Origin of the sequence: Neisseria subflava (assembly GCF_003044645.1) — a bacterium.
Taxonomy (GTDB): Bacteria; Pseudomonadota; Gammaproteobacteria; order Burkholderiales; family Neisseriaceae; genus Neisseria; species Neisseria subflava_B.
Genome location: NZ_POXL01000007.1, coordinates 35,204 through 62,030 on the forward strand (window position 1 = coordinate 35,204; position 26,827 = coordinate 62,030).

Annotated in this window: 29 protein-coding genes; 5 read left to right on the forward strand and 24 right to left on the reverse strand. The window is 48.5% G+C overall.

Annotation, left to right across the window (positions count from 1 at the left end):
* The first annotated feature begins 83 nt into the window (after nt 1-83).
* Entirely contained in the window at nt 84-1,514 is a 1,431-nt protein-coding gene (locus DBY97_RS08535) for an alanine/glycine:cation symporter family protein (protein WP_107697005.1), read from the forward strand.
* Nucleotides 1,515-1,572: 58 nt separating this feature from the next.
* Here the strand turns inward: DBY97_RS08535 and trhA are convergent, their stop codons facing one another.
* The gene (gene trhA, locus DBY97_RS08540) at nt 1,573-2,199 is read right to left on the reverse strand and encodes a PAQR family membrane homeostasis protein TrhA (RefSeq protein ID WP_070625855.1); all 627 of its coding nucleotides are present in this window, start codon (nt 2,197-2,199) and stop codon (nt 1,573-1,575) included.
* A gap of 189 nt (nt 2,200-2,388) precedes the next feature.
* Here trhA and cysD point away from each other — a divergent pair, with 189 nt between their 5' ends.
* Together cysD and DBY97_RS08550 are read left to right on the forward strand one after the other, a co-directional pair.
* A complete protein-coding gene (cysD, locus tag DBY97_RS08545) occupies nt 2,389-3,330 on the forward strand; it encodes a sulfate adenylyltransferase subunit CysD (protein WP_283120760.1) in 942 nt (313 codons plus the stop codon).
* Between the two features lie 232 nt (nt 3,331-3,562).
* Complete coding sequence (locus tag DBY97_RS08550; protein ID WP_003681918.1) at nt 3,563-4,126, forward strand: RBBP9/YdeN family alpha/beta hydrolase; 564 nt, start codon at nt 3,563-3,565, stop codon at nt 4,124-4,126.
* A 132-nt stretch (nt 4,127-4,258) separates the two neighbouring features.
* On the opposite strand, the gene pyrC is transcribed toward DBY97_RS08550, so the two are convergent.
* From pyrC to DBY97_RS08570, 4 genes are all read right to left on the reverse strand, one after another.
* Nucleotides 4,259-5,293: a dihydroorotase gene (gene pyrC, locus DBY97_RS08555; RefSeq protein WP_107858071.1), complete on the reverse strand. Its 1,035-nt coding sequence runs from the start codon at nt 5,291-5,293 to the stop codon at nt 4,259-4,261.
* Between the two features lie 99 nt (nt 5,294-5,392).
* On the reverse strand, nt 5,393-5,986 hold the full coding sequence (locus DBY97_RS08560; protein ID WP_107858072.1) for an NMCC_0638 family (lipo)protein: 594 nt from the start codon (nt 5,984-5,986) through the stop codon (nt 5,393-5,395).
* A 12-nt stretch (nt 5,987-5,998) separates the two neighbouring features.
* Entirely contained in the window at nt 5,999-6,223 is a 225-nt protein-coding gene (locus DBY97_RS08565; protein ID WP_107858073.1) for a sulfurtransferase TusA family protein, read from the reverse strand.
* Nucleotides 6,224-6,347: 124 nt separating this feature from the next.
* A complete protein-coding gene (locus DBY97_RS08570; RefSeq protein ID WP_107858074.1) occupies nt 6,348-6,902 on the reverse strand; it encodes a hypothetical protein in 555 nt (184 codons plus the stop codon).
* Between the two features lie 210 nt (nt 6,903-7,112).
* Here DBY97_RS08570 and DBY97_RS08575 point away from each other — a divergent pair, with 210 nt between their 5' ends.
* Complete coding sequence (locus tag DBY97_RS08575) at nt 7,113-7,724, forward strand: CNP1-like family protein (protein WP_039864296.1); 612 nt, start codon at nt 7,113-7,115, stop codon at nt 7,722-7,724.
* Between the two features lie 63 nt (nt 7,725-7,787).
* Here DBY97_RS08575 and DBY97_RS08580 read toward each other — a convergent pair whose 3' ends face one another.
* On the reverse strand, nt 7,788-8,903 hold the full coding sequence (locus tag DBY97_RS08580) for a porin (RefSeq protein ID WP_107858075.1): 1,116 nt from the start codon (nt 8,901-8,903) through the stop codon (nt 7,788-7,790).
* A 388-nt stretch (nt 8,904-9,291) separates the two neighbouring features.
* Between DBY97_RS08580 and DBY97_RS08585 the strand changes: the two genes are divergently transcribed.
* Entirely contained in the window at nt 9,292-10,038 is a 747-nt protein-coding gene (locus tag DBY97_RS08585) for a carbonic anhydrase (protein WP_107858076.1), read from the forward strand.
* A gap of 62 nt (nt 10,039-10,100) precedes the next feature.
* Here DBY97_RS08585 and DBY97_RS08590 read toward each other — a convergent pair whose 3' ends face one another.
* The 18 genes from DBY97_RS08590 to hfq all read right to left on the reverse strand — a co-directional run bounded on the left by DBY97_RS08590 (nt 10,101) and on the right by hfq (nt 26,633).
* Nucleotides 10,101-11,735 carry a CTP synthase gene (locus DBY97_RS08590; protein ID WP_049348005.1) on the reverse strand — a complete coding sequence of 545 codons (1,635 nt, stop codon included), beginning with the start codon at nt 11,733-11,735 and terminating at the stop codon, nt 10,101-10,103.
* Between the two features lie 124 nt (nt 11,736-11,859).
* A complete protein-coding gene (locus DBY97_RS08595) occupies nt 11,860-13,515 on the reverse strand; it encodes an AMP-binding protein (protein ID WP_107858077.1) in 1,656 nt (551 codons plus the stop codon).
* Between the two features lie 93 nt (nt 13,516-13,608).
* Nucleotides 13,609-14,712, reverse strand: a complete 1,104-nt coding sequence (gene mnmA / locus DBY97_RS08600) for a tRNA 2-thiouridine(34) synthase MnmA (protein WP_107858078.1) — start codon at nt 14,710-14,712, stop codon at nt 13,609-13,611.
* A 126-nt stretch (nt 14,713-14,838) separates the two neighbouring features.
* Nucleotides 14,839-15,315 (reverse strand): copper chaperone PCu(A)C, encoded by a 477-nt coding sequence (locus DBY97_RS08605; protein WP_107858079.1) that lies wholly within the window; start codon nt 15,313-15,315, stop codon nt 14,839-14,841.
* Between the two features lie 131 nt (nt 15,316-15,446).
* Nucleotides 15,447-15,830 carry a diacylglycerol kinase gene (locus DBY97_RS08610; protein ID WP_107858139.1) on the reverse strand — a complete coding sequence of 128 codons (384 nt, stop codon included), beginning with the start codon at nt 15,828-15,830 and terminating at the stop codon, nt 15,447-15,449.
* Between the two features lie 68 nt (nt 15,831-15,898).
* Nucleotides 15,899-16,855, reverse strand: a complete 957-nt coding sequence (gshB, locus tag DBY97_RS08615) for a glutathione synthase (protein WP_107858080.1) — start codon at nt 16,853-16,855, stop codon at nt 15,899-15,901.
* A 115-nt stretch (nt 16,856-16,970) separates the two neighbouring features.
* Complete coding sequence (gene recN, locus DBY97_RS08620; protein ID WP_107858081.1) at nt 16,971-18,632, reverse strand: DNA repair protein RecN; 1,662 nt, start codon at nt 18,630-18,632, stop codon at nt 16,971-16,973.
* Between the two features lie 199 nt (nt 18,633-18,831).
* Nucleotides 18,832-20,847, reverse strand: a complete 2,016-nt coding sequence (locus DBY97_RS08625) for a BCCT family transporter (protein ID WP_107858082.1) — start codon at nt 20,845-20,847, stop codon at nt 18,832-18,834.
* A gap of 252 nt (nt 20,848-21,099) precedes the next feature.
* The gene (gene scpB, locus DBY97_RS08630) at nt 21,100-21,708 is read right to left on the reverse strand and encodes an SMC-Scp complex subunit ScpB (RefSeq protein ID WP_070607876.1); all 609 of its coding nucleotides are present in this window, start codon (nt 21,706-21,708) and stop codon (nt 21,100-21,102) included.
* 69 nt (nt 21,709-21,777) lie between these two features.
* Nucleotides 21,778-22,011 carry a glutaredoxin family protein gene (locus DBY97_RS08635; protein ID WP_107858083.1) on the reverse strand — a complete coding sequence of 78 codons (234 nt, stop codon included), beginning with the start codon at nt 22,009-22,011 and terminating at the stop codon, nt 21,778-21,780.
* Between the two features lie 149 nt (nt 22,012-22,160).
* Nucleotides 22,161-22,361, reverse strand: coding sequence for a (2Fe-2S)-binding protein (locus tag DBY97_RS08640; RefSeq protein ID WP_003681978.1), 201 nt, complete (start codon nt 22,359-22,361; stop codon nt 22,161-22,163).
* 227 nt (nt 22,362-22,588) lie between these two features.
* Complete coding sequence (xerD, locus tag DBY97_RS08645; RefSeq protein WP_107858084.1) at nt 22,589-23,467, reverse strand: site-specific tyrosine recombinase XerD; 879 nt, start codon at nt 23,465-23,467, stop codon at nt 22,589-22,591.
* A 77-nt stretch (nt 23,468-23,544) separates the two neighbouring features.
* On the reverse strand, nt 23,545-23,988 hold the full coding sequence (locus tag DBY97_RS08650; RefSeq protein WP_107858085.1) for a peroxiredoxin: 444 nt from the start codon (nt 23,986-23,988) through the stop codon (nt 23,545-23,547).
* A gap of 36 nt (nt 23,989-24,024) precedes the next feature.
* On the reverse strand, nt 24,025-24,660 hold the full coding sequence (locus tag DBY97_RS08655; protein WP_070590983.1) for a deoxynucleoside kinase: 636 nt from the start codon (nt 24,658-24,660) through the stop codon (nt 24,025-24,027).
* A 97-nt stretch (nt 24,661-24,757) separates the two neighbouring features.
* Nucleotides 24,758-25,246, reverse strand: coding sequence for a 2-amino-4-hydroxy-6-hydroxymethyldihydropteridine diphosphokinase (gene folK, locus DBY97_RS08660; protein WP_107858086.1), 489 nt, complete (start codon nt 25,244-25,246; stop codon nt 24,758-24,760).
* 15 nt (nt 25,247-25,261) lie between these two features.
* A complete protein-coding gene (locus DBY97_RS08665; RefSeq protein WP_036491806.1) occupies nt 25,262-25,636 on the reverse strand; it encodes a SirB2 family protein in 375 nt (124 codons plus the stop codon).
* A 52-nt stretch (nt 25,637-25,688) separates the two neighbouring features.
* A complete protein-coding gene (locus tag DBY97_RS08670; protein WP_107858087.1) occupies nt 25,689-26,258 on the reverse strand; it encodes a class I SAM-dependent methyltransferase in 570 nt (189 codons plus the stop codon).
* A 78-nt stretch (nt 26,259-26,336) separates the two neighbouring features.
* Nucleotides 26,337-26,633, reverse strand: coding sequence for an RNA chaperone Hfq (gene hfq, locus DBY97_RS08675; RefSeq protein ID WP_036493792.1), 297 nt, complete (start codon nt 26,631-26,633; stop codon nt 26,337-26,339).
* Nucleotides 26,634-26,827 lie beyond the last annotated feature (194 nt).

Below are 26,827 nucleotides of genomic sequence, written 5' to 3' on the forward strand. Positions count from 1 at the left end.
GCCGATGTTGCCAACCATGAAAAATGAGTGGGAGTAGTTACCCGTATCATTTTATTTTTATTGTTTTTATTAAAGGTTTTATTATGGAAGAAATATTGTCTGCTCTGGTGGGTGCAGTCAATCAGGTTCTTTGGGACTACCTGCTGATTTATGCCTTAATCGGTATCGGCCTGTTCTTTACCCTGTACTTGGGCGCGCCGCAAGTGACCAAATTGGGGGCTGGTTTTAAAGCCGTTTTCGGCGGCTTGTTCAGCAAAAAAGACAAAGACCACGAAGGCAAATCCCTGTCTCAATTTCAAGCGCTTGCCGTAGCGATTTCCGCGCAAATCGGTACCGGTAACGTTGCCGGTGTCGCCACTGCGATTACTGCCGGCGGCCCCGGTGCCATTTTTTGGATGTGGTTGTCTGCCATTTTGGGCATGTCCACCATTTTTGCAGAAGCCGTTTTGGCGCAAAAATACCGCGTGGTCAGCCACGGCAAATACATCGGCGGCCCTGCGTTTTACATCACGCACGGCCTGACGCCGAAAATCGGTCGTGGTGCGGCGCGTTTCCTGTCCGGCTTTTTCTCCATCGCCTTGATTATCGCGCTGGGCTTCATCGGCAACGCAACCCAATCCAATTCCATCGCCTCGGCCATGAATTTGGCTTTCGATATTCCTCCGATGGCTGTCGGCATTGCTTTGGCGGTTTTCGCCGGCCTGATCATCATCGGCGGCATCAACCGCATTGCCGGTATCGCGCAATTTGTCGTGCCGTTTATGGCGGTGATTTACATCTTGTGTGCGGTGATTATTTTGTTCAAATTCTCCGACCACATCATTCCGATGTTCCACAGTATCTTTGTGGCCGCCTTCAATCCTGAAGCGGTATTGGGCGGTGCGGCCGGTATCGGTATGCGCGAGGCAGTCCGTTTCGGTGTGGCACGCGGCCTGTTTTCCAATGAGGCCGGTATGGGTTCTACTCCGCACGCTCACGCGACCGCCAACGTCAAACACCCTGTGCAACAAGGTATGGCCGCGTTTATCGGTATTTTTATCGATACGCTGATGGTCTGCACGGCAACCGCGCTGATTATCCTGCTGACCGACGCCAACCTGTCCGGCGAAACCGGCGCTGCGGTTACCCAACTGGCGTTTAACAAAGCCTTCCCGGGTTTCGGTTCGCAACTGCTTGCCGTCTGTCTGACCTTCTTCGCCTTTACCACCATCATCGGCTGGTACTACTTCGGTGAATCCAATATCCGCTTCCTGTTCCGCGGCAAACACTTGGGCATCTACCGCGCACTGGTTTTGGTGGCCATCGTATTGGGTACATTGGGCAAAGTGGATTTGGTTTGGAGCATGTCCGATATGTTCAACGGCTTTATGGTCTTGCCGAACTTAATCGCCCTCTTCCTGCTGCGTAAGGAAATCCGTGCGGTTTACGACGATTATCTGGCGCAAACCAAAGCCGGCAAAGAGCTGACCTACAACTATGAATTCCACGAATTCCACGACAAAAACCCAGGTTAACGACAAACAAAAACCTCTCAGTCAAACTGAGAGGTTTTTTATTTCAGGCCGTCTGAAACTACAACACATAAAAATAAATGCTGATAAATTGCGTCAAACTGCCTGCCAAGACAAACAAGTGCCAGATGCCGTGTCCGTGGCGGATTTTCGTATCGTTGATAAACCAATAAATCCCCGCGCTATACAATACGCCGCCCAACACCAGCCAAAATAATCCGCCTGCCGAAAGCGACTGTATCAGCGGCCATACCGCCACCACAATCAACCAGCCCATCAACACATAAATTACCATCGACAGCAGCCGCTTCTCGCTTTTGCGCCCGATCGTCAGCTCCTGAACAATGCCCAGCAAAGCCAGCCCCCACGACACGCCGAAAAGTGACCAGCCCCAACCGCCGTGAAGGGTAATCAGCGTAAACGGCGTATAGCTGCCTGCAATCAAAAGATAAATCATGCAATGATCGACCTTTTGCAAAATCGCCTTGGCCTTCGGCTGCGGAATACTGTGGTATAAGGTTGAGCCCAAATACAGGAGTAGTAGGCAGACTCCGTAAGTCAGTGCACCGGCAATCCGATAGCCGTCCGCCGATTCCACCGCTTTCACCAGCATCAGCACCAAGGCCGCCACTGCCAATAAGAAACCGGCCAAATGGCTGTACGCATTAAATCTCTCGCCGTGATACATAAACCATTCTCATTTATAAAAAACCAAAGTGTACGCCAAGACAGGCGCTTCGTCAGAGAAATCGGTTTAAAAATAAGTTAAAGCGCAAAGGTCGTCTGAAAAACACGGCCTTGCAATATAACAAAAACATCTTTGCAACAAACAAACCATTCTTTCCCTTTTTCAGACGGCCTCACTAAAGTATCGGCTATCGCCAAGGTTACAAAGAGAGAAAAAATGTCCATCCAAAACCACCACCTCGACTGGCTTGAAGCCGAGTCTATCTACATCATCCGCGAAGTGATTGCCAATGCCCAAAACCCGGCCTTGCTGTTTTCCGGCGGCAAAGATTCCGTCGTATTGCTGGCACTTGCCGTCAAAGCCTTCCAAATCGAAGGCCGTCCGCTGAAGCTGCCGTTCAAACTCCTGCATGTCGATACCGGCCACAATTACCCCGAAGTCATTCAGTTCCGCGACGATACGGTCGCACGCACCGGCGTACAACTTGTAGTCGGTAGCGTAGAAGAGTCCATCCGTAAAGGAAGCGTCGTCTTGCGCCGCGAAACCGATTCGCGCAACGCAGCCCAAGCCGTTACGCTGGTTGAAACCATCGAAGAACAAGGCTTTGATGCGTTGATGGGCGGAGCTCGCCGTGATGAAGAAAAAGCGCGCGCCAAAGAACGCATCTTCTCTTTCCGAGACGAGTTCGGCCAATGGGATCCTAAAAACCAACGTCCTGAATTATGGTCGCTCTACAATACACGCCTGTTCCAAGGCGAAAACATGCGCGTATTCCCGATTTCCAACTGGACGGAATTGGACATCTGGCAATACATCGCACGCGAAAAACTCGCCCTGCCGCCGATTTATTACACCCACAAACGCGAAGTTGTCGAACGCAACGGCTTACTCGTTCCCGTTACCCCGTTGACCCCAAAACGCGAAGGAGAAGTTGCCCAAATCCGCGATGTCCGTTTCCGCACCGTCGGCGATATTTCCTGCACCTGCCCGGTTGCCAGCACCGCCGCCACACCCGAAGACATCATTGCCGAAACCGCCGCCGCGACCATTTCCGAACGCAGCGCCACGCGCATGGACGACCGCGTATCGGAAGCGGCAATGGAAGAGCGCAAAAAACAAGGCTATTTCTAAACCGTTTTTTCAGACGGCCCCTATATATTTCAAACCCGAACAACACGGCAACGCCATCAGCCCCTGCCGTGTTGTTTGCTTTATTATTCTTGCAAATATCATTTAACAACAAAAGCTTAATCGACCATCCTTACCAAGCGACAAACAATAAAACATAAACAAACATGGTATAATGAACGCTTACAGGCAGAGATTAAGACAAAAGTCTCAGGCCGTCTGAAGGAGGAAAAACATGAATCGACGCGTTTATATCGTACATGGCTTTGAAGGCAATCCGCACGGCAACTGGTTTGACTGGCTTTGCGCCCAAGTCAAAAGCACCGGCGCACAAGCAATCTCCCTCGCCATGCCCAATCCCGACAAACCAAGCACGACCGCGTGGCAGTTTACCCTTGACCAGCACATTGGCAAGCCCGATGCCCATACCTTCCTAGTCGGCCACAGCCTCGGCTGCATTACCCTCCTTCACTTCCTCAGCCGCCAACAGCCGCAAAAAATCGGCGGCCTGCTGCTTGCCGCAGGTTTTGCCGATACGCTGCCGCCCTTACCTGCGCTCGATGCCTACATTAAAGCAGCGTCGCCCGATTTCGACATCCTGCGCAAAATCGACATGCCCAAACACTGCCTGGTTTCCGACAACGACACCCATGTTCCGCCCGAACTGACTTTGGACATGGCGGCCAAACTCAAAAGCCCTGTTACCCATATTCCCGAAGGCGGCCATTTGATGGCTTCAGACGGCTTTACCCAACTGCCACAGGCTTGGGAAGCACTGAAACCCATGTTGACCGAATAAACACACAATATAATCCGGTTTTCAGACGGCCTTGTATGTCCCTTCCCTATAACAGGCCGTCTGAACGACAATAAAAAAACAACCTGCCCTTTCAAGCAGGTTGTTTCTTTTTATGTCTCATTGACGGCAAATTTAATATTGCACCGTCCATTCGATCTCGCTGCCAGCCCTCATCGGTACAAGCTCGCCATCGCCGTAAGGTACGCTGGCAGGAACGGTTTGCGTTTGTTTGACCAATGTGATGGTATCGGAATTTTCAGGCAGACCGTAGAAACGCGGGCCGTTTTTAGAAGCAAAGGCTTCCAGTTTATCCAACGCGCCTGCTTTCTCAAACACTTCGGCATAAAGCTCAATGGCAGTCATCGCGCTGAACATACCGGCGCAACCGCAAGCATTTTCTTTGGCAGTTTTGGCATGTGGCGCAGAGTCCGTGCCGAGGAAGAATTTGTGCGCCTTATCGCCGGTAACAGCGGCAACCAAAGCCTGACGGTGGGTTTCGCGTTTGAGAACCGGCAAGCAGAAATGATGAGGGCGCACGCCTCCGACCAAAAGGTCGTTGCGGTTGAGCAGCAAGTGTTGCGGCGTCACAGACGCAGCCACATTATCGCCGGCTTCCAATACCAGTCGGGCAGCCTCGGCAGTAGTGATGTGTTCAAACACGACTTTGAGGTTGGGCACTTGTGTTAAAACTGGCTTCATCACGCGCTCGATAAAGGCTGCCTCGCGGTCGAAAATATCAATTTCAGGATCAGTGACTTCGCCGTGAACCAAGAACAAAATGCCCTGTTTCGCCATTTCTTCCAACACGGGAATCAGCTTAAACAAGTCGGTCACGCCGGAATCGGAATTGGTGGTCGCGCCTGCAGGATAGAGTTTGAAAGCCACAATACCGGCAGCCTTGGCCTCACGCACGAGTTCGGGAGTGGCATTGTCGGTCAAATAAAGCGTCATCAACGGCTGGAAGGTACTGCCTTCTGGTAGGGCGGCCATAATGCGATCTTTGTATGCTTGGGCATCGGCAACGCTGACGACGGGCGGCTTCAGGTTGGGCATGATAACCGCGCGGCCCATTTGTCGGGCGGTGTACGGGGCAACGGCTTTGAGCGCGTCGCCGTCGCGCAGGTGTAAGTGCATATCGTCGGGGCGGATGATGGTCAGGGTTTGCATAGCTTACTTTCGAGTGGTTTGGTTTGATAATGTTTCAGACGGCCTTTATTCGGCGGTAACGGTTTCTAGCAATTTGATGTTTTTCAATCGTCAACCGGCCTAAGGCAAAACGGCGGCCTTATTGTCGTAAGAATGATGGGTAAAATAAAAAACAGCCTGTACCGGAAAATGCTCGGACGACGTTGTTTTAACGGTCAGCAAGGTTTCTTTCGGACTACCGGACGCGCGCCATGCGTAGGAAATCTGACGCATAGGCAACGGGGTTTCCGCTAAATTATCGGCACGCAATTCAGCGTTCAAACCTTGCGGCGGATTTTCTGCCAAAGCCAAAAATTGTTTGAAAATCAGATGGTCGTCGGCTTTAGCCGTGCGCACGCTGCAACTGTCTTCAGTCAGGCTCAAATAATAATCCGCGCCGTTTTCCGTTTTCTTCCAAATGCTTAATGCCTCCAAATCCATCATTCCGGCAGGCAAATCGGCAATATCTTTTTTCGACAATAAAACCAGTTTATTGGCATTGGCAAACTCGCCGACAAGGGCGGCATCGCCGTCTGCGGCCACGCAGCTTTGGCGGAACAAGTCGGTTACATTTTGGGCATAATCGGCAGCGTTCTGCGGCGAAACGCCTTCATTGCCGCATGCACTCAGGCAGACGGCCAATACAGCGGCAGACAACGCGACGGCTTTAGACATTTCAGACGGCCTTTATTTGTGTTTCAACACCAGCTTGAACACGCCGTCGGCCTCGCTCGATTCCAACAAGACATGTCCGGTCTGACGGCAAAACGCTTCAAAATCGCCGGGCGCGCCGCCATCGGTAGCCAATACGGTCAGCACTTCTCCTTCCTGCATTTGCGCCAAAGCTTTTTTGGCACGCAAAATCGGCAACGGGCATTTCAAACCGATGACATCCAGAGTTTGTATATTCATAAGGCTCCATAGGTGTATTGGGGTTAGGTTTTATTGCCGCGTTACCAACAGCGGCACAACTATTCAGCTATAACTAACGCAATGATAAATTTAACTTTTAACTATTTTAGAGAATTCAACATTTTTAATGTAAAAGAAATTTTTTTGCGGTATTTTGTGAATTTTCAGAAATATATTTTTCAATCAATATAGCTGTTTCCGCAAAATACTCAGTAGATGTTTCAAATTCTCTTTCTTGTTGCATCTTTGTGAAAGCAATGTAAAACATAAAAAATTCCGTCAGGCTATTGCTCAACTGATAAAAATCCGGGTCTCCTGGTCTTCCTGCATATACAGGAGACATTAAATGAGTTATATCGCAAAAAATAATGGCATCACTATCTGTACAAGCAAAAATTTGATATTTCCCATCTATAAATTCTTCATAATCTTGCAAAGCCCAATGTTCGACTGTTGTAAATTCGGAATGTAAAGGCAGCAATATTAAATTGAAATTACTATTTCTAAAATAACAATCTCCCTTCATTTGGACATGCTGATAATAATATAAAAGCTCCCCTTGAAAAGATAAGGATGAAATATCCAGCTCTTCAAATGAAAATTCTAATTTATTTGAAGGAAATGGGGTTACTCTGGAATATAACTCTGCTAACTCACTTAATACATTGTCTAATCTCATATTTTCCCCATTAGTATTTATCTTGTTCTTGACTTAATCGTTGTTGCAAGGTTGCTTTGCGATTGATTAACCTTCCTGTATTTTTACCGCTATGTCCTTAGTATGAAAACTCGTCATATTAATCAGAATTAACGTCAATTATACCGCACTTACTTGCACCCCACCCTGCAAGCCCATAAAATAAAGCCGTTTTTCACTTTGGAGCTGTCTATGCGCCGTTTTGCCCTTCTCGCTCTCAGCCTTGCCGCGACTCAAGTATTTGCTTTGGGTTTCAGCCAAAAGGATACGCTGACCAACACGCGTTATCAGGAAAGCCCTGAAGAAGTTGCCGCACGCGAATTTAAAGAACACAAAGCTGAGTTGCCGCCCCTGCCCGATACCCAATCGGGCGATTGGTTCGACCTCTATGTCAACGAAACCTACGGCAAGCAGCCCAAAATCCTGCTCAGCAGCCTGCAAATCATGCCTGCGCCTGACAACAGCATCCGCTACGTCTTGAACGTGCGCTCCGACAAAGGCTACGACAACCTCTCCGTCGAAGGCCTCTATTGCGCCCGCACGTCCTTTACTTACAGCAACGACAAGCGTTCGTCTTACAAAGTATTCGCTTACGGCGACACAGTAAACCACCGCTGGATCGAGCCGCGTAAAGGCGATTGGAAGCTGATCGGCAATGCGTTCAGCCGCAACGATGCCCTGCACACCGCCCTGTATCAGGCATTCTGTATCGACGGCATGCCGACAACGGTCGAAGGCTTGGTGCAACGTTTGAAAGAACGCGGCGGTCGTCACGGCACAACACTGACCAACCACGACAAATAAACTGCTTTAATCAACAAAAAGGCCGTCTGAATTTTTTCAGACGGCCTTCTCTTTCAAGACGGCTTAGAATTTGTGATACAGGCCCACAGAAGCGGCTTTTTGTTCAACGCCGCCTTTGTTGGTTGCAGTCAGACGGGTTTTGTTGCCGACTTTCAGATACGCCAGTTGGGCATTGACGCCGGTGCGTTTGCTGAAGGTGTATTGGCCGCCGACAACGACTTGGTCGAATTTATCCACCAATTTCTCGCCGCTGTTCACGCCCTTGGCAGGCCAGCCGTGCGCGTAAGTAATACGCGGGGTCACGTTGCCAAATTTGTAGCCGACAGTTACCGCTGCATCAACTACTTTTACGGCTTCAGATTTGCCTGTATCGACAGTAATGTCGCTACCCTTGTACTCATTAAAACCATCGGTGAAATAGCCTAAATATTCGTTGCCTGTCTCATGGCCTTTGGCATAGTGTACGCCGCCGCCGACAAAGAGATTGTCTTTATCGTAATAAGTTTCGACTTTGGCGATTTGCGCCGCTTTGACTTTGCCTGATTTGTCGGTGTACGCGCCGTTGTAGTGGCCGTAAGCCGCATTGGCGGTAAAGCCGTTTTTAGAGAAGCTCACGCCGCCGGTGTATTGGTCTTTAGCCGGTTTGGTGTGCGTGTATTTGTCTGAAGGATTGCGGTTGTCGCGCGGTGCGTAAGACACGTTGAATTTGAATCCGCCGAAATCCGGGCTGTCGTAGCGTACAGCGGCGTTACGGTTGCCGGTACGGGTAAAGATGCCCAAGCCTGCGGCATTGGTTTTGTACATCCATGGATCGATGGTGTCTATTTCGTTCAGCATATTGCTGAGTTTACCGGCGCGAATCTTACCGAATTTACCTTGCAAACCGATGAAGGAATCACGAGTGGCAAAACCTTGGGAATCGCCCGTGATTGCTGTTTTTTGTTCAACTTGCCAAATGGCTTTCAAATCGCCGCCCAAGTTCTCGCTGCCTTTGAAACCGATACGGGAAGTATTGTCATTGATGCTGGTTGCTGTAGAGCTGGTTTCAGAACCTGCATCACCTTTGATTTTTACTTGACCGACGGTCACGCTGCTTTTGATTTGACCATACAGAATCACTTCTGCAGATGCAGCCAGCGGCAAACCAGCAATAACCAAAGCGATAATCGATTTTTTCATTATTCTCTCCAAAACAAAGTTAAAATCTCGTGAAAACACGTTTGGCAATATTAATGTTTTCCAACGCTACAAACAACTACTTTCATCTTGATAGACACTTTTATTCATTAGAGTTTAGACTTTTTACAACATTTTCAAATAAAACAGGCCGTCTGAAAAAAATTTCAGACGGCCTCTCCCATTCAAAGTCATGGAAAGGACAATCATCCCTATTATTGTAATCATTTAATCAAAAATGATTGCTTGATAAATGTTTGCCATATATCAACCCAATATTCCCAAATTATCACTATCATTAACTTTCTTCTTATAAAGAAACTTTTTTATATCAATAATTTATTTGGTATAAATTTTTCCTTTTACCTAATATAAATAAATAGGAGTCCTTATGTTGAACAAACATCTCTTTTTATCTTTGCTAATGGCTGTCTCTACTGCAACGGTATCCGCCGAAACCCATCATGCACATTGGTCTTACACAGGTGAAAACGATGCTGCACACTGGGGCGATTTAAGTGAAGACTTTGCTGTCTGCAAAACAGGCAAACAGCAATCTCCAGTGGACTTCTCCACGACAAAAGCAGTAAAAGGCAAACAATTGGCATACCGTTACAACGTCGCCGATTACAAAGTAGAAAATAACGGCCATACCCTTCAAGCCACGCCGCAAGGCAAGGCCCAAACCATCGTGATTAACGGTAAAACCTATACCTTCAAACAATTCCACTTCCATACGCCGAGCGAACATACTTTCAAAGGCAAACATTTCCCGATGGAAGCGCATTTCGTCCATCAAGCCGAAGACGGTACTTTGGCAGTCATCGGCTCTGTATTTAAACCAGGCAAAAACAATCCTGCCTTATCCGCACTCACAGCTAAAAAACTGAAAGCAGGCGAATCCGTAACGTTGAAAAACTTGAATATCCAAGCCCTGCTGCCTAAAAATAGCAAGTCCTTCCAACTGAAAGGCTCGCTGACAACACCGCCTTGCAGCGAAAACGTTACTTGGGTTGTCTTAAAAACTCCGGTTCAAGCTGATGCGGCACAGTTTAAAGCCATGCGCGACATCATAGGAGGCGAAAACAACCGTCCCGTACAACCTTTAAACGACCGCGAAGTCAATGAAGACAAATAACTTCTAAGGCCGTCTGAAAACAAAAAAGCACCCGGAAACGGGTGCTTTTTCAATCACATCAATCAGGCTTTTTTGTTACCCAACGCGGCTTTTACAAACGCGCTGAACAAAGGATGGCCTTTGCGCGGATTGGAAGTAAATTCCGGATGGAACTGACACGCGAAGAACCAAGGATGATTTGGCAATTCGATGGTTTCAACCAAACGCTCGCGGCCTGCGGATACGCCGCCAATGACCAAACCGGCTTTTTCCAACTGAGGCACATAGTTGTTGTTGACCTCGTAGCGGTGGCGATGACGTTCGCGGATATGTTCGCTGCCGTAGATTTTTGCGGCAAGGCTGCCCGGTTTGAGGTCGACTTCTTGTGCACCCAGACGCATGGTGCCGCCCAAATCGGCAGATTCGTCACGGGTTTCTACGCTGCCATCGGCAGTTTGCCATTCGTCAATCAGGGCAACGACAGGCGCGGCGCATTTCAAGTCAAACTCGGTAGAGTTCGCACCTTTCAAGCCTGCAACATCGCGGGCGTATTCGATCAGGGCAATTTGCATGCCCAAGCAGATGCCCAAGTATGGTACGTTGTTTTCACGCGCATAGCGTACAGCGGCAATTTTGCCTTCTACACCGCGTGAACCAAAGCCGCCCGGCACCAAAATCGCGTCCATGTCTTTGAGCATGGAAACGTCGCCATTGCTCTTCTCGATGCTTTCACTGTCGACAAAGGTAATTTGTACGTCAGTTTCAGTATGAATACCGGCGTGTTTCAGGGCTTCGATCAGCGATTTGTAGGACTCGGTCAAATCAACGTATTTGCCGACCATTGCGATTTTGACGGTGTGTTTCGGATTTTGAATCGCGTGAACGATTTTCTTCCATTCGGTCAAATCGGCTTGTTTGACATTCAGTTGGAGCTGCTCGGTAATGATGCTGTCGATGCCTTGGTTGTGCAGCATTTCAGGGCATTCGTAAATGCTGTCCACATCGTAGCTGCCCACAATGGCGCGTTCTTCAACATTACAGAACAATGCAATCTTACGGCGCTCGTCCGCAGGCATTTCTCTGTCCATACGGCAGATCAGGATGTCCGGTTGCAAACCAATGCTCAACATTTCTTTAACGGTATGCTGGGTCGGTTTGGTTTTGATTTCGCCGGCAGCGGCGATGTAAGGCACATAGCTCAGGTGGGCAAACAATGTATTATTGCGTCCGAGCTGGCTGCGCATTTGACGGATGGCTTCCAAAAAAGGCAACGATTCGATATCGCCAACTGTACCGCCGATTTCGACAATCGCCACATCATAACCGGCCGCGCCTTCGTGGATGCGGCGTTTGATTTCATCGGTAATGTGCGGAATCACTTGTACGGTACCGCCCAAATAGTCGCCGCGACGCTCTTTGGCAATCACGTTTTCATAGACTTGGCCGGTACTGAAGCTGTTGCGGCGGGTCATGGTGGCGTTGATGAAACGCTCGTAGTGACCGAGGTCGAGGTCAGTTTCCGCACCGTCATCGGTTACGAATACTTCGCCGTGTTGAAAAGGGCTCATGGTACCCGGGTCAACATTGATATACGGGTCAAGCTTAAGCATGGTCACGTTCAAGCCACGCGACTCGAGAATAGTAGCAATAGAAGCGGCGGCGATACCTTTACCCAAAGAAGATACAACGCCGCCGGTTACGAAAATAAATTTAGTCATGATGTGATACCCATGTTGGAATGTGTGATTTTAACTTGAAGCAGCATATTCTGGCAAACGGCAAAAGCTTCAGGCCGTCTGAAAACAGCGTTTTCAGACGGCCTTATCATGCTGATTCTGTATATCAGCGTAGCTCGCGGCGCAGGATTTTGCCGACGTTGGATTTTGGCAACTCGTCGCGGAATTCGATGTCTTTCGGCACTTTATAAGCAGTCAATTCTTTGCGGCAGAAATCGATCAGCTCTTCCTTGGTCAAAGACGGGTCTTTGCGTACGACGAAAACTTTAATCGCTTCGCCGGTTTTCTCGCTTGCCACACCGATACAGGCGACTTCCAAGACTTTGTCGTTGCTGGCCACCACTTCTTCGATTTCGTTCGGATATACATTGAAACCGGATACCACAATCAAATCTTTTTTGCGGTCCACCAGCTTCAGCCAGCCTTTTTCATCCATCACGGCAATATCACCGGTCTCCAAAAAGCCGCGTGCATCGATTGCTTTGGCGGTTTCTTCCGGACGGTTCCAATAGCCTTTCATCACTTGCGGGCCGCGCACCCACAATTCGCCCGGCTGTCCGATAGGCACTTCTTTGCCGTCCGCATCGCGTAATTCGACTTCGGTCGAAGGAACCGGCAAACCGATACCGCCGCTGTAAGCCTCGATATTCAAAGGATTGCAACATACGCCCGGGCTGGCTTCGGTCAAACCGTAAGCTTCCACAATCGGCGTACCGGTAATTTTTTTCCATTTTTCCGCCACGGCTTTTTGCGTTGCCATACCGCCGCCCAAAGTCAGCTTCAAACGGGAAAAATCGACTTCGGCGAAATCCGGACGGTTGACCATCGCATTAAACAGGGTATTCACACCGATGAACACGCTGATCGGCTCTTTTTTCAATTCGCCGATAAACCCCTTCATGTCGCGCGGGTTGGTAATCAGGATGATTTTGGAACCGGTATTCGCAAAAATCATCAGGTTCACCGTCAAGGCAAAGATATGATAAAGCGGCAACGCGGCAATAACCGTTTCTTCGCCTTCGCGCAGGCTGTTTCTAATCCATTCTTTTGCCTGCAACATATTGGCGCAGATGTTGCCGTGGCTGAGGACGGCGCCTTTCGCCACGCCAGTCGTGCCGCCAGTATATTGCAGCAAGGCTGTGTCATCGCGCGTCAATTCGACGGGCTTGAACGTATTTGCCGCACCTTGCTTCAAGGCCGTCTGAAAAGTCACGGTATTGGGAATGCGGTATTCCGGCACCATTTTTTTCACTTTGCGGATGACGAAATTCATCAACGCGCCTTTAATCATGCCGAACATCTCGCCAACCGATGCGACAATCACATGTTTGATTTGTGTACGCGGCAACACCAGCTCCAGCGTATTGGCAAAGTTCTCCAACACGACAATCGTGGTCGCGCCGCTGTCTTTCAACTGATGTTCCAACTCGCGCGGCGTATAAAGCGGATTGGTATTCACTGCCACCAAACCGGCCTGCAAAATACCGAAAAGCGCAATCGGATACTGCAAAACGTTCGGCATCATAATCGCCACACGCTCACCGCGCGGCAGTTTCAATACGTTTTGCAGGTAAGACGCAAAATCCGTCGCCAACTTGCCCACTTCGGCATAAGTCAGCGTTTTGCCCATGTTTTGAAAAGCCGGTTTGTCCGCGAATTTTTCGACGCTTTGACGGAATACGTCGCTGATGGAGCTGTATTGCGTGATGTCGATTTCGGGGTTGACACCTTGTTCGTAGCTTTTGAGCCAGAGTTTTTCCATGTTGATTCAGTCTTTGTTTTAGTCGTTTTTAGAATGGAGGCCGTCTGAAAGGCTTGATTTAATCCGCCGCTTCGTTTTCAGACGGCCCTTGTGTTAAGCAGTAATGATGACAGGCTTGTCGGTGGACATGATGATGCCGCCGCCCAAGCACACATCACCGTCGTACAGTACCGCAGATTGGCCTGGGGTTACTGCCCACTGCGGCTCATCAAAAACAAGCTCAATGGTTTCATCATCCAAGTAACGCAACGTACAAAGCGCGTCAGCCATACGGTAGCGCGTTTTGCAGGTATAGCGGCCTTCTTTCGGGCGTTCGGGCAATGTGAAGCTCAAATCGTTCATAACCAGGCTTTGCGTATAAAGCAAAGGATGGTCATGGCCTTGGACGACAATCAGTTCGTTTTTGGTCAAATCCTTGGCCGCAACAAACCACGGCTCGCCTGCGCCGCCGATGCCCAAGCCTTTGCGTTGACCCAGCGTGTAAAACATTAAGCCGACGTGTTCGCCGACTACTTTGCCTTCAGGGGTCACCATTTTGCCATTATTGGTCGGCAGGTATTTTTGCAAAAACTCGCGGAACGGGCGCTCGCCGATAAAGCATATGCCGGTACTGTCTTTTTTGGTTGCGGTCGGTAATTTGAATTCTTCGGCAAGACGGCGGACTTCAGGCTTCTCCAAATCGCCCAACGGGAAAATCGCACGCTCGAGTTGGAAAGGCTTGAGACGATATAGGAAATAGCTTTGGTCTTTATTTTGATCCAAGCCTTTGAGCAGGTAATGCACGCCGTTGCGAACTTCTTTGCGGGCATAGTGTCCGGTGGCAATGGTATCGGCGCCCTGCTCTATGGCATAGTCCAAAAAGCATTTGAATTTGATTTCGGCATTGCACAAGACATCCGGGTTTGGCGTGCGGCCTGCGCTGTATTCTTTGAGAAAATAGGCAAATACATTGTCTTTATATTGCGCGGCAAAATTAACGATGTCGATGTCGATGCCGATGATGTCGGCAACGGCAATGGCATCGAAGGAATCTTGTTTGATGCTGCAATATTCGTCGTTGTCGTCATCTTCCCAGTTCTGCATGAACACGCCGCTGATTTGATGGCCTTGCTGTTTGAGCAGGGCCGCGGTAACGGATGAATCGACGCCGCCGGAGAGGCCGACGATGATGTTTGCTGGTGTGTTGTGAGTATTCATGAGCGGAATGTGGGTTTCAAATACATTTTTTAAAGCGTGATTTTAGCACATTTTGATTTGACGACAGAAAAGGCCGTCTGCAAGCCCAATGACTTTCAGACGGCCTTTATATGCAAATTCAAGCAATTAGTGCTGATGTGCGCCACCGTGTGCGCCGTGATCGTGCTGCATTTCGGCTTTAGGCGCGGTTTTCACTTCCAGCTCGACAGTTTGAGGTTTGGCGTTTTTGAATTTCAGGGTTACAGGCACTTTTTCGCCTTCTTTCAATTGTTTTTTCAGACCCATGAACATAAAGTGGTAGCTGCCCGGTTTCAGCTCGGTTACGCCTTTTGCCGCCAAAGGCACGCCGCCTTTAACTTCGCGCATACGCATAACGCCGTTGTCGTTAATATGGGTATGTACTTCAACGCGTTCTGCAACAGGGCTGCTGCCGCCTACCAAGAAGTCTTGTTTGGCTTCATCGTTTTGGATTTTCATGAATGCGCCACCCATTTTCATACCTTCGACAGTGGCACGTGCCCAACCGTCTTCAATATGGATACCGGCTGCAGATACGGAAGTTGCCAAGCCTGCCAGAATCAGGGTTGCCATTAATTTTTTCATGTTTTGCTCCTTGTGTTTGCCAAATGGCTGGGATATACAGTCTTCATCTTACAACCAAAGGCCGTCTGAAAACTTTGATATAGATTAATTAATACTATCTAATCCTAACGAATTACCATATTACCACATTTTTAAGCAGTTAATGCAATAATCCAAACAATAAATAACATGAACAAAGCCATCAATTGCGCGGCCGAACCGGCATCTTTGGCACGCTTGGCCAACTCGTGTTTTTCAGTAGAGGTATGGTCAACGGCTGCCTCGATGGCGGTATTAAACAATTCGGTAATCAGTGAAATAAACGATGCGACAACAAGCACCATTTTGGTGACCGATCCGAAATCAAGAAACAACGCTAAGAAAATTAAAATCAGGTTCAACCAAAAAACTTGGCGAAATGCGCTTTCATACCGATACGCGGCAGCCAGTCCATCTTTGGAATAACCAAACGCATTAATGATGCGCTTGATGCCGTTTTTGCCTTTTTTCTCGGAAGCGTAGGAAGATGGTTTCATCATATGCTCAACATTAGAATGCCGTCTGAAAAGAAACGGTCGGGTCAATTTTCAGACGGCCTTTGGGTTTATTGTTTTGCCCAAGATGCCACGGCATCTGCAAACATGGCGGCAACGTCGAAATCTTTTTGCTTCATGATTTCTTGGAAGCCGGTCGGGCTGGTTACATTGACTTCGGTCAGGTTACTGCCGATGACATCCAAACCGGCAAGCAAAATACCGCGGCGTTTCAATTCAGGCACCAGGGTTTCTGCAATTTCACGGTCGCGCTCGCTCAATTCCTGCGCCACGCCTCGGCCGCCGGCAGCCAAGTTGCCGCGCGTTTCTCCGTTTTGCGGAATACGCGCCAAAGCATACGGAACAACTTCCCCGCCGATAATCAGAATGCGCTTGTCGCCATGTACGATTTCAGGAATATAACGTTGCGCCATGATGGTGCGTGAATCAAGCTGCATCAGGGTTTCCAAAATACTGCCGATATTGGGGTCGGATTCGGTCAGGCGGAAAATGCCCATGCCGCCCATGCCGTCCAAAGGTTTGATGATGATGTCGCCGTGTTCTTTCAAAAAGGCACGGACATCGGCGGAACGTGTGGTAACCAAAGTCGGCGCGGTAAACTGGCTAAAATTCAAAATAGCCAATTTCTCATTGAAATCGCGCATTGCCTGCCCGCTGTTAAATACTTTTGCTCCCTGCTGCTCTGCCAACGTCAAAAACTGGGTTGCGTACAAATATTGCATATCAAACGGCGGATCAGTGCGCATAATGACCGCATCGAAATCTTTTAAGGCCGTCTGAACTTTTGCCTCTGATTTAAACCATTCGTGATCGTCATCGTGCTTCGCGCCGACAAACTCAAATGCCGCTGCCTGAGCCACTACCCAGCCTTCACGGACGGACAATTCTCCGCTCAAGGTATGAAAAAGCTGCCAACCGCGCTTTGCCATTTCACGCATCATGGCGTAAGTAGTGTCTTTATAGGTTTTAAAACTTGCCATCGGATCGGCGATAAACAGGACTTTCATCAAAATTTCCTTGTAAACAGACGATATAATCATACCTTGTATTCTGCCTGCCTGAAAAGGTGGCAAAATATAGAAAAGGCCGTCTGAATCCTATTTTCAGACAGCCTTGAGGCTTTTAGGCGGCTGCCAAATGCAAGAGTTCGGCGGCATGGCTGCGTGTGGTATCGGTAATGATTTCGCCACCCAGCATACGCGCGATTTCCTCAATGCGCTGATGATGGTTCAACACGCTGATTTCGCTGACGGTTTGTTCGCCTTCACTATGCTTGCGGACTTGCCAATGGTTTTCACCGCAAGAGGCGACTTGAGGAAGATGGGTTATCGCTAAGACTTGATGTTTTTTACCTAAGGCACGCAAAGCTTTACCGACCATTTCAGCAACGCCGCCACCAATACCGGTATCCACTTCGTCGAAAATCAATGTCGGCACTTGCGTGTATTGGCTGGCAACCACTTGCAAAGCCAAGCTGATGCGCGCCAATTCGCCGCCGGAAGCCACTTTGTTCAAAGGTCGGGAAGGATTGCCTTTATTCGCCGCCACTTGGAATTGCACCTGCTCCAGACCATGTGCGGTCGGCGAAGACGGCAACAAGACGATGTCAAAACGTGCGCCTTTCATAGCCAAATGCTGCATATGCTCGGTGGTCTCTTCTCCCAAACGGCCGGCTGCCTGATGGCGCATGGCGGAGAGAATGTGCGCGGCTTCGTGGTATTCGGCAAGATTGCGCGCAACCGTATTTTCCAAGGCTTCCAAATCAGCGGCCGCTTGCAGGTTTTGCAGGCGCTCGTCAATTTCCGCCAACTTTTGCGGTAGCTCTTCCGGCTCAAGGCGGTATTTGCGCGCCATGCTCATCAATTCACCCATACGGCTTTCTTGTGCGGCCAATTCATTCGGATCGATATCGCTGCGACCGGCCACATCACGCATATTGGCACTGATTTCACCCAACTCGGCTTCAATACTTGCCAACATATTCAGGCTCTCGGCAAAGCGCGGCTCAATGTTTTGCAGATTGCTAAGCAGTTTTTGGCATTGATAGATTTGACGTTGGATGCCGTTGTCTCCGTCTATACTGTCGCCCACCTGCTCGGCGGTTTGCAGCAACTCGGCCGAATGCGCCAGGCTGTCGTGGCTTTGGCTTAAGGTTTCCCATTCATTGGGTTTGAGCTCCAATTGGTTCAATTCATTAAACTGCCATTCCAAACGCTCGCGTTCGATGGCCATGGTTTCTGCCTGCTCTTGTGCTTCTTGTAGTGCCTTTTTCGCATTGACCCAATTTTGATAAAGCTGTTTGACCGTTTCTGCCTGCTCTTTGCTGCCGGCAAACGCATCCAACAACTCGCGTTGCGCAGACTCTTGATTCAGCGAATGATGGGCATTTTGTCCGTGAATATCGATTAACTGCTCACCGATGGCTTTCAGCTGCGCCAGCGTTGCCGCTTGGTTATTGATATAACTGCGGCTTTTGCCCTTGGCATCGATAATACGGCGGATGCTGAGCTCTTCCGCATCTTCTTCCAAAAGGCCTTGCTCCTGCAGCTGCGCTTTCAGTTCGGGCAAACCGCTGATGTCAAACAAAGCCGACAACTGCGCTTCTTTGGCGCCGCTGCGCACTTGGCTATAATCGGCTTTATCGCCCAACAACAGGCCAATCGCGTCCAGAGTAATCGATTTGCCTGCGCCGGTCTCGCCCGTCAATACGGTAAAGCCGTTTTGAAAATCAAGATTCAGGTTTTCAACAATGACAAAATCACGCAAAGAAAGTGCCAACAGCATTGCAGTATTCCTTAGTAAATCACCCGCACCTATGCGGAATAACTTTAGATAAGCTGATTATAACTAAGATTTTTTATAGTTTAAATCAGATTTTTCTTATAATTTATTTAAGATATTTATTTTAAACAAATTATTTTTTAAGCAGGCAATAAAAAGGCCGTCTGAATATTGCTACATGTTCAGACGGCCTAAATTTGCTTTACTCTGCCAGCTCTACTTGTTCATGCCCCATCAATTCCTGCCCCACTCCGGCAAGCAGGTTCAGATAGCGCTCATACTGCTTGAGCATATCGGCAATCAATTCTTTTTGCGTCATATATTGCACATCGTATCCATCGCGCCCATCCGAGAAATACGTCAACGGTATGAACGTTGCCGCATATTTGAAATGAGGCAGGTTGTCTTCGCGAATCAACTGATCGGTAATTTCCCGCTTTACGGATTTAATCCCATAGACAAAATCCCTTACCGTCCCTTTATGTACCACCAGCTCCACAGACGGCTCATCCTGCTGCAACAGGCAACGGATTTCTACGTCCATATTGTATTTTTCGGTCAATTCGTTTTTCAATTCCTGCATTGCCGAAAGCGCCGTATTTTTCATAAATTTGATGATATCGACTTCCTGCGTCTGATTCATCATTTGGCCAAGGCGTTCCCTCCAATGATCGCCCGACCAGAAAATACTGCTCGGATTGACGGCGGTTGCAAAATAGTTGGCATCGTTGTTCAGGGCTTTCCACAAAGAAACCATCATAAAAATCATCAACACCGCAAACGGCAGAGACGCAATCAGGGTCATGGTTTGCAAGATAGGCAAACCGCCGGCGCCCAGCAACACAATAGCCACAGCCGAAATCAACACGCCCCACATAACCGATTGCCACTTGGGCGAAGCCAGCCCTTTATCGCGCGAAGCAATATTGTTCAGCACATAAATGCCCGAGTCGGCAGAAGTGATAAAAAACAGCGAAATCACCAGCAATGCTACCAAGCTGCTGACAACCGGCCACGGCAAATAATTCAAAAAGGCAAACAACAATTTTTCAGGCTCGTTGGTCAAGGCAGACAAGGCGCCGTTTGCCACATGCGTGTCCAGCCACAAGGCTGAATTGCCAAATACGGTAAACCACAAAATACTCATCAGGCTAGGCACTGCCAATACACCAAAAATAAATTCGCGGATGGTTCTGCCTCGCGAAATTCGGGCAATGAACAAACCGACAAAAGGCGACCACGAACACCACCAAGCCCAATACAACACCGTCCAGCCGGTAAACCATTTTGTATGCTCAGGCTCGTAGGTATATGACTTAAAGCTGAACGAAACGAAGTTACTCAAATAAGTGCCCAAATTGTCGCTGAATGCGAAAATCAAATACGTCGTTGGCATACTCAACAAGACAAACAACAGCAATGACAGTGCCAATACCAAGTTGGTTTCACTCAAAATTTTGACGCCTTTGCCCACGCCCGAAGTTGCGGAAAATATGGCAATCGCCATCACAACAACGATAATGCCGACCTGCAAGACATAGCTGTTGTCCTGCACCCAGCCCATCTTCAGCAAACCGGAACCCATTTGTGCCGCGCCAAATCCCAAGGTTGTGATAATACCGAACAAAGTCGCAATCAAAGCCATCACATCGATGGCATCGCCCATTTTGCCGTTGATTTTGTCTTTTAAAATCGGATAAAAGCAGGAGCGCAACGCCAGCGGCAATTTATAGCGGAAACCGAAATACGCCAAGGCAAGTGCAATGATTCCGTAGATTGCCCAGGCATGAATCCCCCAGTGGAACACCGTATGCAGAATCGCCTCTTGCGCATTGCCTTTGGCAATCGGGGAAGAGAAATGCGATAAAGGTTCGGCCACACCGAAAAACATCAAGCCCACGCCCATGCCGGCTGCAAACAGCATGGCCAGCCATGATAAAAACGAAAACTCAGGTTCATCCTCGTTTGTACCCAACCTGATACTGCCGAAGCTGCTGATGGGAAGCGCCAATAAGAAAATAAGGAATACAGAGAAAGTCAGAATGTAAAACCAACTGACATTTTGAAAAATAAACTGCTTCATGGCATTTAACAAAGCCTCAGTATTTTGAGGCCAAACCAAAGCAGCTGACAAAAGCAAAAGGACGAAGAAAAGCGTAATACCGACCACGCTTGGGTTGAAAGAAGATTTGTTTTGAATGAATTGTTTGAATTTCATATCGGTTCCGTAGTTGATACAGCGCATATTTGAAGAACAAACGGGCTGCCGATTGATAAAGAGAGAAACGTTTCCGTATGTCTTCTCAAGCTATTACAGAATGAGAGATATTTATTCTAATGCTTTTTTCAAATTATATCACAAAATCAATAAGTTACAAAACTAAACGAAAATTTTATTTAGAATCATAATGTTACACAACAATAAAAGCCGTCTGAAACATAATTGTTTCAGACGGCCTTTACATTCAAATCAGTTAATCAGTCTACTTCCTGATTCAACTGTTTCTTCAGCTTCCTCATCGCCTGTCGGCGGCGTTTCCATCAAATCAGGCAACACCAGCTCGCCCAATTCAGTCAGCGGCGGCAATTCTTCCAAACTTTCCAAACGCAAATCGCTTAAGAATGTTGCCGTGGTTGCCCACAAAGCCGGACGGCCGACAGAATCACGGTGACCGATGACTTCAATCCAGCCCCTATCCTGCAAGGTTTGCATGACATTTTGCGACACAGCCACGCCGCGTATGCCTTCGATATCGCCACGCGTTACCGGCTGCTGATAGGCAATAATCGCCAGTGTTTCCATCACGGCGCGGGAATAACGCGGCGCGCGCTGCTCTTGCAGGCTGCCCAGTCGTTCAAATGCGGCTTGGGCAATTTGAAAGCGCCAGCCCTCATGGGTATGCACCAGTTGCAAAGCCCTGCCCTGCCAGCGAGCCTTCAGTTGCGCCAACACGTCAATCAGCTTGTCTTGCGACAACGGCGGCACGCACAATTCGCGCATGGCTTTTTCGTTTAAGGGTTCGACTTGCGTCAACAGCGCCGCTTCAATCAGCGCATCGGGAGAAAGTTTTTCAGTCATAATAAAATCAATGTTCAGACGGCATAAACAGCCAAAGGCCGTCTGAAAGATAATATGGTCAACGGTTTGTTACGCCCTCAAATGAGCTTTCAGTTTTTCTTCGTCCAAAAACCAATGGCAAATTTCGGTATCGCCATCCAGCAAGACAGGTACCAGCTCATTGTACTTTTCTTCTAAAACCGGATCGGCATCGACATCAACAATATCCAGCTCAAATCCAAACTGCTCCTGATAAGGCTTTAATTGTTCGCGCATTTTGTGGCACAGGCTGCAATATTCCCGAAACATCAAGGTCAGTTTCATGGCGGTTACTCTCGGAGGGACAAAAGCGGCCATTGTATAGCAAAATGCTTCCAAACCATACAGGCATGACAAAGGCCGTCTGAATAGGCGCGAAACGAAATCAAAGATTTCTGTTACGCCTTCAGACGGCCTTTATGTGTATTCTAAAATTAAGACTGAACGTTGATACCGGCAGTCACGGTATTTTGGGCACTGCTTGCTGTCAAAAACGATGCAGCCAATTCGCCACAGCAACCGCAACAAGTCGCCACGCCCAATTGAGCCTGCAAATCACTCATGGTGGTTGCACCGGCGGCAATGGTCTCTTTGATGTCGTGGTCAGTAATGGCGTTGCAGATGCAGACAAACATGATGTGCTCCAATAATTTTGTTACCCTCTGTAATTGAGAGTAGGATTTATTCTTGAACGTAAATATAAATAAAAACGGTTTGCATTGCAATATTGGCACTGTCCTTTTGTTTTGAAATTTTTCTATGTAAATTTGTATTTTGATTGTTATTTTATAAATAATAAACTTTATAACCGTTCAGACGGCCTCGATAACAAAAGGCGGTATCTTCGAGATGCCGCCTTTATTTATGAGCGAGAATGGTGTTCATCAACCATGTTTTTCAAACGGATATTGGCAACATGGGTATAAATCTGCGTGGTATTGATGTCGGAATGTCCCAACATCATCTGGACCGAACGCAAATCGACGCCGTGATTGACCAAATGCGTGGCAAAAGCATGGCGCAAACCGTGCGGGCTGAGCGAAGCAATACCGGCCGCTTCGGCATATTCTTTGACTATCATCCATGCAAGCTGACGGCTGATGCCGCTGCGTTTCTGACTGACAAATACTTCGTCGCAAATTTTGTTTTTCAGCAACAACGGGCGCGATTCGTTGCAATAGCGTTCCACCCAATACGCTGCCTCCTGCCCCAGCGGAACCAGACGCACTTTGTCGCCCTTGCCTATGGTACGGATACAGCCGCGATGTAAATCGATATCGCTGAGCGTCAATTTGACGGCCTCGGTCACGCGCAAACCTGTTGCATACATGACTTCGAGCAAGGCTTTGTCGCGCAGGCCGTGCGGCGTTTCCACATCCGGCGCAGCCAGCAGCGCGTCGATTTGGGCTTCTGTAATCAGCGTGGGCAGTTTGCGTTCAGATTTCGGCGCCTTGAGAAAACGGGTGGGATTGTCTGCTCTTTGGCCCGTTTCTTCCAACCAGCCGTACATACGCTTGCAAGCCGACAAGGCCCGCGCTTGGGACGTGTTTTTTTCCTCTTCCGCATACACGGCATCAGACAGGGAAAATTCATCAGCACTCAACCAATCCTGCCCGCCCTTAGCCAACCGCGCGGCGACTTTGACCAAATCACGGCGGTAACTTTGCAACGTATTATGGCTGAGTCTGTCTTGCAGCCAAAGGGATTCAAGCAACTTGTCTATTAAATCGTCCATATTCATCAAACTGTATTGAAAGGCCGTCTGAACGGCATGACTTTACATCCGTTCAGACGGCCTTTAGGTTTTCAAAGCCCTATTTAAGAGGTTTGAGAGATTGTATCCAAAACTTCCTGCGCGTGTCCGGCCACTTTGACTTTGCGCCACTCATGGGCGATTTCGCCGTTTTCATCCAACACAAACGTGCTGCGCTCAATGCCGAGGGATTCTTTGCCGTAAAGCTTTTTCAGCTTGATCACGTCAAACAGTTTGCAAACGGTTTCTTCTTTATCGCTCAACAATTCAAACTGGAAGCCTTGTTTAGTGCAAAAATTTTGATGCGATTTCACGCCGTCGCGCGAAATGCCGACAACGGTATAGCCCAATGCTTTGAATTGTTCCAATCGGGCATTGAAATCCAAGCCTTCGGTGGTACAGCCGGGCGTGCTGTCTTTAGGATAAAAATAGACAACCAACGGCAAATGTTCGGCGGAGTTAAAATCGCTGCCGGAAGAAGATGGGAGTGTGAATTGATATTTTGACATATTATTCCTTTCAGACGGCCTAAATCTAGCCTGTATTTATTTTTCGCTTAAATTCAAATAACTGCGCGTACCTTGAAAATCTTCCAGTGCGCGCAACAAAAGCTGGAAGTGGTCGTCATTGCCGGCCAAATCCAACTCATCGGCATTGACGGTCAGCAAAGGCGCACTTTGATATAAATGGAAGAAATGACTGTATTCGTCATGCACCCGTCCCAAATAGCCTTCGGGGAACAAGCTGATAATGCCTTCGTGACGTTTTTGCAGACGTTTGCGGTTGTTTTCGACGGCGGTTTGCAGATAAATCACCACATCGGGTTCCGCGTATTGCGGCAGAATGCGTTGCTTCATATCGGCAAAAAGCTGCTGCTCGTCATCATTCAAAACGATAGGCGTAAAAATACGGTCTTTTTCCGGCAAAAAATCAGCCACAACCATTCCGCCTTGCGCGCATTGGTCTTCAATAATATTTACGCTTTCAGCACGGCGCGTCAGGAAAAAAAGTTCGGCAGCCAAGCCATTATTGGAAACATTGCTGTAAAACTTCATGAGAAACGGATTGTGATCCGGATTCTCCGACAACAGCAACGCGCTGAAATGCTCTGCCAAGCGGCGGCTCAAAGCGGTCTTACCGCTACCGATGGCACCTTCGACAACAATATAACGAGGATTCATAGTAACTCTTTGTAATGTGTTTCCCAACAATATTTTATAGTAAAAAAGGCGTGTCCAACACGCCCTTTCTTGTTTTAGTCCGTTTTTCAGACGGCCTTTATTCTTTCAACAGGCGAATACCCTGCCCGCCCAAAGCCTGAGCCAAATCAGCCGCACGGCCATGCTCGCCCAACTCGAAATCCGGAAGGATTTCTGCCAGCGGCAACATCACAAAACTGCGCTCATGCGCACGCGGATGCGGCAAGGTCAGATGCGGGTCATCGCTGCGGAGACCGTCAAAATCGATGATGTCCAAATCCAAAGTGCGCGGCGCATTACGGAAGCTACGCTCGCGCCCAAATTCGGCCTCGATGCGGTTTAACTCCGCCAACAGCGCTACGCCGTCCAATGAAGTTTTCACGGCACACACGGCGTTCACAAAATCAGGCTGATCGTCATAGCCGACCGGCGCAGTCAGATACAGGGAAGAAGCCTTTTCGAGCCAGATATGCGGATGCGCGTCCAATTCGGCCAAAGCGGCGCGAACCTGTTCGGCAGGATTGGCAAGATTGCTGCCCAAAGCGACAACAGCAAAATGCGGATACATTTCAGACGGCCTCTTTTAAAACGGCAGCGTTTTGGTTTTGGCAAGAAAAACAATCGTAGCAACACACGACATGGCCAAAATGTAGACGATATAGAATTTCGGCGAACGCGGACGCGAACGCATCATAATCATGCCCAACACAATATAAACCAGCAACAGCAGGATTTTCATGCCGAGCCACGGCGCATTGAACGGCGAAAAATGGGTAATCTTCATCAGCCACAAGCCGGTAAACAGCAACATGGTGTCGTTTAAATGCGGCATGGCCTTCCAAATGCCTGCCAACGGTTTTTCAGGATGACGCCAAAGCATGAAAAAGCGGATGTTAAACAGCAAAATGGTAATGGTTACAAAAATCTGGTGGCTGTATTTGACGAACAGGTATTGCATAACAGTTTCTTGTCGGTAGAGGGAATGAAAGCGGTTATTTTACCGCAAACATCTATTTCTGACGCAACTTTTCAACCGCCAGCAGATAGGGCGGCGCATTGCGGCGGTTGACAAAGCCATAGCGCAACACGGCAAAGGCTTCCTGCGGCAAAGCCTCCGCCCATTGCACAATCGCCTCAGCTTCTATTCGGCCGGCTTCATGCCCCGGATACAATACCGCCACGGCAAGCCCGCCCTCTTTCAGCAAACCCAAAGTATCCGTCAGCGCGCAGATACTGCTTGCCGCCTCAGTCGTACAGCTTTTATCGCCGCCCGGCAGCCAACCGAAATTAAATACTGCGGCATCTAAAGGTTCGTCGATATAAGATAAAAGGTTTTCATGGCCGTCATGTATCAGGGCTACCCGGCCATCTACGCCGTTTTCTTTCAGACAGCCTTGAGTCTGCGCCAGTGCTTTAGATTGCACATCAAAAGCCCACACCTTACCCGTTTCGCCAACCAATTGCGCCAACAGCAAAGTATCATGCCCGTTTCCGGCCGTCGCATCCAAAGCGCGGCCGCCTGCTTTTAAGGCTTGTCGTAACAGGGAATGTGCAAAGGGAAGAATGTCTTCAAGCAGCATGATAAAGGTCGTCTGAAAATAAAAATACCCTACCGCAAAAGCGGTAAGGTATTGAAAAACAGGAATGCGTTACATCATTTATTCGGCAGGTTGTTGCACAGTCTCAACTTGAACCGGAGCAGCTGCGGCAGCAGCTTGAGGTTGTTTGTTTTCGTGTTGCAGGCTGACTGCGCGTGCAGGAACGATTGTTGAGATAGCGTGTTTGTAAACCATTTGAGTGACGGAAGTATTACGCAGCAGAACAACGTACTGGTCGAATGATTCCACTTGGCCTTGCAGCTTGATGCCGTTTACCAAGTAGATCGAAACCGGAACGTGCTCTTTACGCAACGCATTCAAAAAAGGATCTTGTAACATTTGTCCTTTAGCTGTCATATTCTTGAGCTCCATTATTATGATTGTAAAGACGCCAAAATCGGCGTTTGATTGGATTGTAGCCCCGAATAGAATAAATTACCAACTATTTTTTTCTATCACACCGTTTAGGAATCCAGCAATAAGGGAAATTCCCGACAAACCGACTGTTTCATTTTCATCTTCACACCCCTTCCCAATCCCGATTTTATGTA